Annotated in this window: 10 protein-coding genes; all 10 read right to left on the bottom strand. The window is 41.9% G+C overall.

The window, feature by feature from the left end; all coding sequences use genetic code 11:
• Positions 1 to 32: 32 nt before the first annotated feature.
• The 10 genes from BM386_RS14525 to BM386_RS14480 all read right to left on the bottom strand — a co-directional run bounded on the left by BM386_RS14525 (position 33) and on the right by BM386_RS14480 (position 13,017).
• On the bottom strand, positions 33 to 1,001 hold the full coding sequence (locus tag BM386_RS14525) for an AAA family ATPase (protein WP_091695628.1): 969 nt from the start codon (positions 999 to 1,001) through the stop codon (positions 33 to 35).
• A gap of 82 nt (positions 1,002 to 1,083) precedes the next feature.
• Positions 1,084 to 2,604, bottom strand: a complete 1,521-nt coding sequence (locus BM386_RS14520) for an arylsulfatase (protein ID WP_091695627.1) — start codon at positions 2,602 to 2,604, stop codon at positions 1,084 to 1,086.
• Between the two features lie 280 nt (positions 2,605 to 2,884).
• Positions 2,885 to 4,513 (bottom strand): arylsulfatase, encoded by a 1,629-nt coding sequence (locus BM386_RS14515; RefSeq protein WP_091695625.1) that lies wholly within the window; start codon positions 4,511 to 4,513, stop codon positions 2,885 to 2,887.
• A 53-nt stretch (positions 4,514 to 4,566) separates the two neighbouring features.
• Positions 4,567 to 5,619, bottom strand: coding sequence for an HAD family hydrolase (locus tag BM386_RS14510; RefSeq protein WP_091695623.1), 1,053 nt, complete (start codon positions 5,617 to 5,619; stop codon positions 4,567 to 4,569).
• Between the two features lie 257 nt (positions 5,620 to 5,876).
• Positions 5,877 to 7,052, bottom strand: a complete 1,176-nt coding sequence (locus BM386_RS14505; RefSeq protein WP_091695622.1) for a helix-turn-helix domain-containing protein — start codon at positions 7,050 to 7,052, stop codon at positions 5,877 to 5,879.
• A gap of 109 nt (positions 7,053 to 7,161) precedes the next feature.
• Entirely contained in the window at positions 7,162 to 7,737 is a 576-nt protein-coding gene (locus tag BM386_RS14500; RefSeq protein WP_139235929.1) for a hypothetical protein, read from the bottom strand.
• 95 nt (positions 7,738 to 7,832) lie between these two features.
• Positions 7,833 to 8,411 (bottom strand): DUF4136 domain-containing protein, encoded by a 579-nt coding sequence (locus BM386_RS14495; RefSeq protein WP_091695619.1) that lies wholly within the window; start codon positions 8,409 to 8,411, stop codon positions 7,833 to 7,835.
• 294 nt (positions 8,412 to 8,705) lie between these two features.
• A complete protein-coding gene (locus tag BM386_RS14490; protein WP_091695617.1) occupies positions 8,706 to 10,988 on the bottom strand; it encodes a hypothetical protein in 2,283 nt (760 codons plus the stop codon).
• Between the two features lie 15 nt (positions 10,989 to 11,003).
• Positions 11,004 to 11,825, bottom strand: coding sequence for a hypothetical protein (locus BM386_RS14485; RefSeq protein WP_091695615.1), 822 nt, complete (start codon positions 11,823 to 11,825; stop codon positions 11,004 to 11,006).
• A 271-nt stretch (positions 11,826 to 12,096) separates the two neighbouring features.
• Entirely contained in the window at positions 12,097 to 13,017 is a 921-nt protein-coding gene (locus BM386_RS14480) for a DUF2490 domain-containing protein (RefSeq protein ID WP_091695613.1), read from the bottom strand.
• Positions 13,018 to 13,052 lie beyond the last annotated feature (35 nt).

Genomic DNA, 13,052 nt, shown 5'->3' with positions numbered 1-13,052 from the left:
ACGGGAAAGAACCCGATTAATCAAAATTGAATTTACCCGACCACAGCGACAGCTTTAAGTACTTCGTCAAGCACTTGGTCTGCTGTAATTCCATCGGCATTTGCTTCATAGCTGAGGATCAATCGATGTCTCAGGCAATCATGCACCACTGCCCGGATGTTATCAGGAGTGACAAACTCATTTCCATTCATCCAGGCATGAGCTCTGGAGGCTCTATCCAAGGCTATACTTCCTCTTGGGCTGGCACCAAAGTCTATCCAACTATCCAATTCCTTGGAGTATTTCTCCGGGAAACGGGTAGCGGAAATAATATCCACTATGTATTTCTCCATATTCTCAGCGATTTTGACCTGAGCTATTTCCTTTCTCGCAGAGAAAATGGCGTCTGGAGATAATTTCTCCTTAGCTTCCACCTGCCCACCAGCTGACTGTTCATTTCTATTCAATCTCAAAATGGCAAGCTCAGAAGCATCATCAGGATAGCTAATCACCACATGCATTAGAAATCTATCCATCTGTGCTTCCGGAAGTGGATAAGTCCCTTCTTGCTCTACAGGATTTTGCGTAGCCATGACCATAAAAAGAGGATCCATTTTATAGGTTTTGCCAGCTACTGAGACTTGCCGCTCTTCCATGGCTTCCAGCAAAGCTGACTGAACTTTAGCAGGAGCTCTGTTGATTTCATCTGCCAAAATCAGATTGCTGAAAATAGGGCCTTGTTGGAATACAAATTTCTCCTCCAATTCAGGCTGGTAAATTTCAGTGCCCGTGACATCAGAGGGTAAAAGATCCGGCGTAAACTGGATTCTACTCAGTCCACAGTCAAGCTCTTTTGCCAATGATTTTATGGCCCGGGTTTTTGCCAGTCCCGGCAAACCTTCCAGGAGCATATTCCCATCGGCAAGGAGTACCAAAATCAATCGTTCGACCAATTCATCCTGGCCGATAATGGATGCCGACATTCTGGCTTTAAGTTTCTGAATAGCTTCTTGCGGAGTCATAAAGAATAGATTTAAAAATTAAATTGATAGGTAATAAAAAAGGTTATCCAGCCTAGACCGGATAACCTTCAAGAAAATTCAATTAATTTCTCGCTGGAGTAAGCATCTGTTTGATCACTTCATCCATAGAAAGAGAGGAACCACTCACAGGAGGAAACTCTTTGAAAGTAGATAGGAATTTAGCTGCTTGTTCCTGAGCAGGCACAAACAACCACATATTCTCAGCATACCACTTTATATACATTCCAGATTCTGGAGAAACCTCATAGGGATCTGCTCTCAAGTTAATCACCAATGGCCATGATGGTTGCTTTCTATAAGCAGTACTGATATTTCCTTCGGTAATGGTAAAGTGCAACTTCCAGTCTTGATACCTGATCGCATTCAAATTACCTCCCTGATCGAAATAGAAAATCTCTTTTCTTGGAGCCTCTTGTGTTTCACCTTTGAAGTATGGCAGCAAGTTGTAGCCATCTAGGTGAGCTTTGAAAGTTTTGCCTGCAGCTTGATGTCCGTTGAGCACTTTTTCTTTTATATTAGGCTCACCCGCAGCGGCAAGTAAAGTAGGCATCATATCCTCATGAGAGAAGATATCATTGTAAACCGTACCAGGCTTGATCACACCAGGCCATCTGATTGCTGTAGGAACACGGAAGCCACCTTCCCAAGTAGTACCTTTTTCCCCTTTGAAAGGAGTGGTACCACCATCAGGCCAAGTGATTTTCTCAGCACCATTATCTGTTGACCACATGACAATCGTGTTGTCAGCAATACCGAGCTCATCTAGCTTATCAAGTATTCTACCCACCGCTTTGTCGTGCTCTACCATACCATCTGCATAGATACTGATTCCAGTAGCACCTTGGCTTTCCTCTTTCAGGTGTGTCCATATGTGCATACGTGTAGCATTTAACCAAACAAAGAAAGGTTTCCCATCCGCATGAGCTTTTTCAATAAATGCAATAGCAGCATCCTCAAACTCCTCATCTACAGTCTCCATCCGTGTACTGGTAAGGGGTCCCGTATCTTGAATATTGCCATCAGCTGTACTATGAATCACACCACGAGGACCATACTTCTCGCGGAACTCCGGATTTTTTGGATAATAATAGCCTTCTGGTTCTTCTTCAGCATTTAAGTGATAGAGATTCCCGAAAAACTCGTCAAATCCATGAGCAGTAGGCAAATGCTTATCCTGATCTCCCAGGTGATTTTTACCAAACTGTCCAGTCGCATATCCATGAGGCTTTAAAAGCTCAGCGATAGTAGGCTGATTATCCTGAATGCCCTGCTCAGATCCTGGCATACCGATGGTCAAAAGACCAGTTCTAAATGGGTGCTGACCTAGGATAAAAGCAGCTCGACCTGCTGTACAGGACTGTTGTGCATACCAATCAGTAAACATGGCTCCTTCTTTTGCAATACGGTCGATATTGGGGGTTTTGTACCCCATCATACCATTATTCATATAACTGACATTGGACCAGCCAATGTCATCCCCCCAAATCACGAGGATATTGGGTTTATCCTGTGCCTGCGCCATCATAGGCAAACAGAACAGCATCAGGATAGCTGATTTGAAAATTGAGAATTTGTGTTTCATAGATTATGAATTTAAAAGTGATTCTTAGGTTAAATATATTTTACATGTTTCCATTCCTATAAAAGCGTACTCAAAAGTTAAACTTTATTCTTTAAATATTCCAACATATAGAAGTAAAACTAGTTTTCAAATCAAAATTTCAGTGTCAAACCATACTTTAAGAAAAGATCATCTCATTCTTCTATCTGGAAAGTCAATAAAAAAGGCAGGTCATCTATTGAAAAATGCCTGCCTTTTTAAAAGCTTATTAATTACTTAAATCACCTAATTGAAACTCAACTTAGTGGACTCCACCAGTTGGCTGCTCCATGGCTTTCATTGCTCTCTCGATAGAGGCCTTCATATTCAAGGACTCACCACCTTGACTTGGTGGGTAATCAAGAAGTGATTTTAAATGTGCTTGAATGAATGGAACAGCTGCAGTTGGCGCCCAAAGTTTTTGAGCTACGAATTTTCTGCCTGCATACCCCCATTCTTCTGAATCAGGAGTCATTTTTTCCATTGGATCCATTAACAGGTTTACGATGTAAGGAACACTTGGATAAGATTTCTCATCAAACCAGTTACCACCATGCTTCACTCCTATGTGCATTTTCCATGCATCAACTCGAATAGCCATCAAATCAGATTCATCGTAATAGAACAATTCTCTACGAGCTGATTTATCTGTTTTTCCTGTCCAAAGGTCAAGGTTATTATACCCATCCAAATGAGTTTTAAAGTTTGTGCCTCCAATATTTTTACCAGTCAACAACTCCTCTTTGATATTAGGTAGTCCTGCAGCAGCGGCAAGAGTTACGAAAAGATCCTCATGGCTTTGGATGCCATTTGAGTAAGTACCAGCAGGGATTTTACTTGGCCATTTCACTAGCATAGGCACTCTTAGACCACCTTCCCAGGTAGTTCCTTTTTCACCGCGGAAGGGAGCATACCCGCCATCAGGCCAGTACATCAATTCATTTCCATTATCAGTAGAATAGATCACGATGGTGTTATCTTCTTCACCCATGTCTTTTATCTTCTGAAGAACCTTACCAATCAACTCATCATGCTCAATCATCTTAGCACGAACCACATCTTCTTCTGCACGGCCTTCGTCCACTGCTGCCTGTATGTACTTGTTGGTGCTATGAGACCAGATATGGGTAGCAGTAGTGTTATACCACAGGAAGAATGGCTTATCATCATCTTCTTTTTCTATTCGATCTAGGTATTTCAAAGTCTCTGCGGTGACTTCGGCATCGATCGTCTCCATACGCTTACGCGTAAGTGGCCCCGTATCCTCGATTCTCTGCTTACCTACTTTACCAAACTTAGGATCTACTGTAGGATCATCAGTATCAGTAGCCCAGGTATGCAGAACTCCGCGCGGACCGAATTTCTCTTTGTAAGCTGGGTTTTTCTGACCTGGATAATCCAGTTCTTCCGGCTCCTCTTCCGCATTCAGGTGGTAGAGGTTGCCAAACCACTCATCGAAACCGTGCATGGTGGGAAGGAACTCATTTCTATCTCCTAAGTGATTTTTACCAAACTGGGCAGTAGCATAACCTTGAGTTTTCAGTACTTGTGCTAAAGTAGGATCCACTGCCTGAATTCCTTGTGTTGAACCAGGAATACCGATTGTAGTCATCCCAGTTCTTACCGGCAACTGTCCCATGATAAATGCTGCTCGACCTGCAGTACAGCTAGGCTGTCCGTAATGGTCAGTGAAAAGCATACCGTCTTTGGCAATAACATCAATATTCGGGGTTCTCCCCATCATTCCGTGAGTATAAGCACCCACGTTCCAATAGCCGATATCATCGCCCCAGATGACAACGATATTTGGCTTATCCTGCGCACCTGCCAAAAGCGGCAAAAATAACAGGGCCAAAATGGCTGATTTTAAAATTGAGAATTTGTGTTTCATAGTTATAAGTTAAAAGTGATTATAGTTTTAAAATAAAGTTTGCTACTGATGGCTTATTTCATTTCATAGGGATAGATAACCTTCCAATCCTTTGCCATATCCACAATCATCCAATTGTATTTAGCAGCATCATCCAAGCCTTTGTTTAGCTGACCGATATGGGATTCTCTATCGTAAGCCACTTCCCTCACCGAATCGGTATGATGGATATACATTCCGAAGCGGGCACCATCGCCTGTAGAAGTATATTGCAGCATTTGATAGTCTCCATCGCTATTCCCCGCTGCAAAAACAGGACGCTTGCCTATAGCACGGGCAATACCCACAGGCTTTCCGGCTTTATCATCATTGAAAAACAGCTCGGGAGTCTTTCTGAGCTCTGGGCTAGCTGTAGAATCCACATAAGTTAATCCCATCATAGACCCCACTACCTGATATGGAGGAATTCCATAGGCTTCTTCTGCCCATGCCCTCATGAAGTCTATACCTCCACCGGAAACAATAAACGTTTTGAACTCATTCGCCCTTAAAAAATCTAAGAGTTCTAACATAGGCTGAAAAATCATTTCGTTATAGTGCTTACCTGTTTTGGGATGGGTGGCAGTTTTTATCCAGTTTTTCACATGAGAGTCAAACTCTTGTGTGGACATCCCAGTGTGTGTGATGGCCACAGTTTGCAGGAGAGCCTTTTCCCCGCCTGAAAGAAAGCCCTGCATATCTCCATTCAGCAAAGCTGCAATAGAAGCGTTATTCTTCCATTCCGGATGCTCGGGAGCCATTCTTTTAACCTCATCAATAGCAAATGCCAATTGAAAATACATAGGCTGCTCAGACCAGAGTGTGCCATCGTTATCAAAAACAGCGATCCGGTCAGCTACTGGAATAAAATCCGGCGAGCCTTCTGTGGTAGTAGCATCTACCCAGTTTATGATTTTGTCCTTTGCTCCATCTTGCCATGAAGCCAAAACTAATTCTTCATTGCCGACTGCTTCAACTACCTCCGTGTTGCTGCTTGTACCATCAGGGGTTTCGCAGGAAAGAATAAGTGAAACTGATAAAAGCAGAAAACCTAATTGGTGCAGCTTACCTGTGAAGCGATATCTCATAATCTGAATATTTGAAGAATTAATATAAATAAAAAGATGCTATAATTTAAAAATTGCAATTACAAAACACAAAGACAAGGCAATCAAATCTAATGAGAGCTAAAATTTAACCTTCAGTTAACTTTATCCAAAACATCTAAGCTTACCCCATAAATTGAGCTAACGAAGATAAACAACAGAAGTAATCACCTGTTAGGCATCAGTGCGGGAACTTGCAAAAATCAGGGCTATTTGAGCATAAAAACGGAAGTTAAAGCCTATTTCTCTAGGGTAACTTTCTCTTTCAGATAGACTGATGGGGATTTCCCAGTTACCTTCTTGAAAGCAGCCGAAAAGGAATTCCGGTTACTGAATCCGGATAGTTTGCCGATTGCCTCTAAGGTGTAATTCTCAGTATGGGCTAATTCAAGAAGCTCACAGCTGTGGATAACTCTCGCTTTATTGATGTAATCAGGAAAGGAAACCCGCAAATTCTGGTTAATAAACTGGCTTAGTAAATAATGTGGAATCCCTGAGTCTTTGGCCAGATCGTACACCGTATAACCCTGTTTTAAAAACACCTTTTCAGCTAATTTCTTCTCCAGAATCATAGCAATCTCTGCAGCTTTTAGGGCTTCTATGGGTTCAGAGCCTGTACTTGTGCTTTCTGTTGAATCTGCATCCTTCGACTGAGCTTCCTTCTCTTTATAGCCGGCCCCATATAGAATGCTAGGGAAGTAAAGTAGAAACAAGGCTGTGGATAAGTCAAGTAAAGTGGCACCAAAATGCACTGCTTTAAATACCAAATCAGTGTCTGAGCTTTGAAAAGTGAGATAAAAAGGAACAAAGAGAATCAACTGCAGAATCAGGTAGGTTTGGATCCAGCGTAACACATCCTTTTTTTCACCTAAAACCGGATTTTTGGATTTATACCTCCAAACTAACCCAACACTGAGAACCCAATAGAAATTAACCAAGATAGTCCTGAATTCCGTATGGAAATTATCCGGAAAAAAACGACTTTGAGTGAAGCTTACCAGAAGGTAGGGATCTTGATATTCAGATAGAATCAACTGCGTTTTACTATCGAAATCCATCATAAAAACCGGCAGAAAATCAACAAAATAAATAATCGCCGGAAGTAAATGTACGAGATGCCAAAGTTTAAACTTGGCATCAAACAAGGTATATTGAATGTAGAGAAAGGGGAGAAATGCGTAAATCAAGCCCGCTAAATTCCCTGTGCGGTAAAGGGAAGGAAAATGAACTATCAAGCCCGAATCAATAAGTCCGGCCAACAAGATTCCATGGGATAAAAACAGGAAACTCAAGCCCATCAGGATATTTGGTGACTTTTTCCGAATGCCAAACGTCAACAGAACAATTCCTAAAACGTAGCCAAAACTGCAGGAGAAAAGGTAAATGAAATTGAAGAAGTTGAGTTCAAGGCTCATTTTGAGATCAGGGGATAGTTAAAAGTCTGAATTTTAAGGTGAGAATACAAGTTCTGATTTTTAGAAAAACCCCAGCAAAGAAATAATGCTATGCTGATCACTACAAGCACTATTTCCCAAACCTTTTTTCAATTCCTATACCTATCGAAGTGACATTATAGGCATTTGCCCGAAAATCCTGTGTGAGAGACCCCAATACTTCCCAGCCATTCCGGATCTCTACACCATATTCTATGGCAAAGCGGGTCACAAAATAATCCTCACCCTCGGCGAATTCCCGACCGAAACCCAATCCAAAGCTCCAATGATCTCCAGATTTGTAAGTTCCCATTATAGCCGGTGCAATTGGACGTTCACGCTCAATCAACTGCCCTTCGTCTTCTGTTTCTATAAAGAAATTCTCATTCAAAAAATCTGTGTGCAAGCCCAGTGCAAACTTTTCTGAAATCCAATAATTATAATCCAGCGCAAAAGAAGGAACCGCTGTAAACTGCCTGTTCCCATCCGCATCCCTTCCCTGTCCAATTCGCGCATGCCCCAGCACAAAGGCTATACTATGCCTGCCTTCTGATTCTTCTACCTCCATCTCTTCATTGTCTTCTGCCTCATCCTCCTCTTGGGCAAAACAATTATTACTCATCAGACTGAGCACAAGAATTAAATTGATAAAAATTAATCTCTTCATATAAATCTGAATAAATGATACCGTGCAGAATCTAATTGCAAAAAAAGGATAAAGGGCAGCAAGTATGCTAAACCAAACCCTACTGCCCCTCCCTTTTATTTCATAGGATCTACTGGGTATTCCTTCATTAGCTTTTTGATCTTCTTAGGGATAGTTTTTTCTCTTTTTTCCGGCTTTTCCTGTACCACCGATGTAAGCACTCCCTGCCAGATTAATTTCTTCCCAGACTCATCATACATATCTACCACCAAGGTACCTTCGGTATAGTCATCTTCATTGTAGGTGGTGGTAGCCGAAGCCATACCCATGCCTCCTACTCCCATTCCCCAGCCCCAACGCGGTCCGTAGCCCATGCCTCCCATAAAGTCAGTATAAGCTGTAGTCGAGGTTTTTTGGTCCAATACCAAGTAAAGGGCTACCTCAGCATCAGCTCCTGATTCCACCAAAGACAGTCCCCGGGAATCAAATTCAGCTTTAAGTGCATCCAGAATTCTCTTCTTGTCAAACTCATTCAGTTGCTTGTCCGAATCTTTTTGCCATCCTTGAAAGGAATAGGTTTCATAAGCTGTAAAGTCAGCCTCCTTATCATAGTCACTTTTGACCTGGGCAAATCCCAGAGTAGAGAAGAGCATCATCATAGCTCCCATCATTACTTGTTTAGATAGATTTTTCATACGCTTGTAATTTGTTTTTTAAAGGTCATATGGAATCTTGCACTTTAATATTCATCGCACTGTGAGATGATTTATTTCTGCTCGATTTCATTTTGGTTTGTGATCAAAAATTAAACTTATTTATAAATCATTTGGGGTAATTTATTTTTCAATCCCTGTACTTACAAATTTCAACTGATCCTTTAAAAATAACAGGTTTTCATCATAGTATCAAATTGGAATTCAACACAGTACAAAATTTAAATTTTACATGAAATAAGACAATTATTAGCCTCAGCACCTTATAACAGGTTTTTATCTTCTTCTGAATCCTCCACCTGCTCTCTGAAATGAATTGAATCGCTGAGTCTGTACCTGTCCCCTCTGTCTGGACATCTGAGACCTATCCAATCCTGACATCACATGCTGTTGCGATGGGGAGCTAATAGATTGGCTTCTATCGCTCCAATTGCCATGGTTATACTGACTCCAGCCACCACCCTCATTTCTTCTGTAAATATTTCCGTCGTGCCCCGCAAACACCCCATTGTCGGTATGAATTACTGTACCGTTTGTTCCATGGGCAATCACTCCCTGTCTTCCTCCGGAAGTTCTAAAGCCTGCTGCTGTTCCCCCGCGAGTGCTTACATGCCCAGTTTGAACCCATTGATTTCCTCTTGCAGCCACCGAATTCCCCCACTGAGCATAAGGGCTGTGACCCTGATTAGTATGGGCGTAAGTTCCAGTCCAGGGATTGTAAGTACTTGCCGAAGTTCTTCCCCCATACCATCCCTGAACGCTAGCCGAGCGCCCATATCGACCGGTAGCAGGATTATACCAGGCAGCAGAATGAGCAGCACCATAAGGTCCATACACTGATCTTCCCATAGCATAGCCACCAGTCCAAGGGTTATACACTGCTGCTACGCCATAGGTCATAGGCCAGGGTCTATAGATAGGGTAAGGATATGGCCCCCAAAAAAGATAAGGCGGATAATAATAACCTGTACCATAAGCGATTGTTGCCCCTACTGCTGCACCCATCACAAACATCCCAAAATAGCCACCGCCTGCATTGCTTTGCACCGTGCTGTCACTCTGGGCAGTCTGGGTCACGTAAGTCACATTATAGACAGGAGAACTTGGAGGTATGGAATAAATTTCATCAGGTATTTTCTCTGAAGTCTTCCAAGGTCCTTTTGGGTCGGCTGAATCAAACCATACCGCCTGATAACATAAATAGTATTCATCATCCAATTTGATGACCTTTTGCTGGGTATTGGATGCGTAAAACATGGAGGTGCCTGCTATAGGTCTGAATTCGGGATTACCGTCATAACTTACGCTAACCTTGGCTTCTGCTTCCTTTTTATTCACAATTGCTGTAGTAGGTATCTGAGCAAGCATCACCGCATCGGAAGCCTCCACTGTACCCGGTACGGATACCAGTACATTGGCTTTGGGGGAATCTGCCGGGATATTGGAAAAATCAGTAGGCAGATCAATCCCAGCATACACCCATGGACCATTCAAAGAGGCGGAACTAAACCATCTCCCTGAAAACAACACAAAAAACAGGTTTCCTCCTTTATCTACAAAAATATCGTTCTCTGTGTTTACAGCATATAAAAGTTCTGTCCCATCTATAGCCGCATACTTAGGCTCACCTTCAAATAAAATAAGCTCAGCAGGAGAATCGGAATAATAAACTTTTGGTGATACTGTAGGCTTAGGCGCCGGAACCATTTTTTTCACCTCGTCAAAGTTTTCCCCTTCAGGAAGTTTCTTCATGGAGTTTGGCAATTTTCCAGTGGTTACCCAGGGCCCTTCTAATTTAGGTGAAGTAAGCCAAACCTGATCTACCAGCAGATAATAGCTCTTTTTGGACTTCTCATAGAATAAATCCCAGTTGGTATTCACCACAAATTCCAGGTCAGTCTTTTCTATAGGTGCCAAAACAGGCTCCCCATCTACCTGTAATAGGATTGCAGGTTCATCACTGGAGAATATCTTGGGAGGATTGTTATTTAATTCAACCGTTTTGATTTGGGGTTTTCCATGCTGTAGATCTGCCATGATCCTGTCCAGACCAAAAGTTTCCCCGCCGGTAGGGGCAAGTGTAATAAACAATTTTTCCAGATTTTTGGACTGACTCACATCTGCAGCCGGAAATCTCACCCCTTCGTAGATGATATCCTGTAGAAAAGCAGTTCGGGTATCCATGTCCACGAGGGTATGTGCCTTGATGGATGTCACACCCATGGCCTGCTTGCCCTCACTAGTGGTCAGTGAAAAGGCAACCCTAGCTTTTAGAACCTTGTAGTCTTCCCATCCATCTACCTGGGGCTGGTAGTATAGCAAGGTGGCCCCATCTTTTTCTACTTGCCTTGGCCAGCCAATATCCTGCAGCGAATCCAGCTCCTGTGCAATAGCTTGCTGTCCCATGACATTAAACAGAGCGAACCACATAACAATACAATAAACCAAACAGTCCCTAAAATCAAATCTCTCAAAGGAAGCATTTAGACCTGCAGCAAGTGATTGCTTTATTTCCTGAAATCCCATTAGCATATACTTTTTGGTTCTTTTTTTAATCATACATCAGCAGTTAAATCACATTGGCAAATACCATCTGAACCCAAAGCGGATTCCGAAATTGTTGAGGTTACGGGTATAGCCTTCAGAGCGGTACATCATAAATTCCGGCTCCACATAAGCATTGTATTTCAACTTGCCAGACCAGATATAACCCAGCCTGAAATCCATCGGAAGGGCCACCTTTCCTGTCTTATAATCTATTTGCCATTCTGGCTCTATCCCTGCATATACTCCATTTGGCCAAGTGTAAAAGATATTGGGCTGAAGGACGGCAAACATGTTGGAACCGTATTTGTCATTCCCGGTCACCGAGAAGAAATTCTCCCAGATCCAATACATCTGCCAGTTGCCAAGATCGGTAAAAGTGACTGTAGCTGCTGGCCCCAGTTGCAATTGTCCTGACCCCAATTCCGGTGAAGTCCGAGTAGGTATGGTAGCATTCCATCCAGCTCCGAATTGCCCCCAGCTCTTTTTGCTAAGGATAAAAAACTGGTTAAGTGTCACGTCACCTAGGCCTGAAGGCCCTCCAGGTGCTGTATTGAAAAATGCGATGACACGGATCAATTGTGGGAAAGGAAGCAACAATCCTTTCTGCAATGGAATAATTCCCCTGAAGCGGAAATTCTGAGCAAATCCATCCTGCCCTTCCGTATCAAAAATGGTGAATTCCTCAAGTTGGAGTTGCCAAGCTAAAGTGGTAGGATTCATCACCTGCTGGGAGAGCTCCACTGAGGTTTTACCGGCCTCAGTTTCTTCTTTTTCCTCCTGTGCCATAGCTGTGAAAGTAATACAAAGAATCAGGAAAATAGAGTTTCTTAGTCTAGTGAAAAAAATCATAGCGGTCTAGTTTAAGGGTTATTTAAATGATCTTTTTTATAATTCTATTGAATTTGCACTCAAGCTATTTCTGAAATCATCCCTGCTTAAAATATAACTCTTCCTCAATATTTTCACATAAATAAATAAGGACTAACTAAAAATAAAATAAAAGCTATTCAAAATCAAACATTGGGGGAAATTCTTGCGCTTTAAGCTCATTTTTAAAGGTTTCAAGTTAACATCAGCCCTATTCTCCTAAAACGAGAAAAACTCCCCACATAACCAAGTCCTAAAAACTCGATCCCTCAATACTGGGTCGGCTAAGATCAGCTTCAGGCTCGGAAACTTTAACTTTTCTGGATAAGTAAAACTTCAACCGGGAACCTATAGCAATTACATTGGGGACATTAGCTTTATTTTTAAACTGGTACAGATAATAAATCTCAAAATCGATTATTTTACTTACCCTGAGATTTGCTCCTGCAGCAACCCGGGTTCTATCCAGATCCCTACCCTGAAAGTCAAGATATCTTTCCACAAAGGTGTATCCAGAAAATGTCAAATATTCGGTTTTGAAATCCCGCTCCAGCCTGAGATGAGGAATATACCTAGCATTAAAGTCGCCGTTAGAAATGACCATATCCAATTTCCCCTTGTAGTAAGCTCTAAACTTTGGGCTCATCGAAAAGGTATTTGAAGTCTGAAATCTTATGGTGTGGGATTTTATCTCATCTTCCACCGTGGGAGGAGTTCTCGAATACAAATAACCACCACGTAGGCGGAACCGAAATTGCTCTTCACGACCTACAAAGTTTAATTTGGAAATGGGTGCCTTCAATCCGAAATAATCTAAGTAGATGGAATATGCTCCTTCACTGTATGAAGAGCTACTTTCTTTTGTGCCCGAAAGCGTAGAAAATATCCGAAAATTATCGTTTATTCTATAATAGACATTCAATTCAGGCCAGACCTCTTGTTGATTTTCTATTGCTGTAGTATCGGTCTGAGCAAAGGAACTCTGCCAAGCTAATGAAGCATAGATCAAAATAACAAATAAGTAAGCTTTATTTCTCACAACGGCGATTTTATGCAAGGCCAATTTATCAAAAAGTATGTATAGCAGTTTGCAATACATAAAAATCAGAACCGGCTGAGCTCCAGATGCAATTATAATAACTAGTGAAACTGAAGGTTTTTTCCAGATCAGCACTCCGTCCTATTTTGAATAAGTGACTTACTTATTTT

Source organism: Algoriphagus locisalis (assembly GCF_900116615.1).
Classification (GTDB): Bacteria; Bacteroidota; Bacteroidia; order Cytophagales; family Cyclobacteriaceae; genus Algoriphagus; species Algoriphagus locisalis.
Note: the sequence above shows the minus strand (reverse complement) of the source record. Positions and strands in the feature narration are given on the sequence as shown.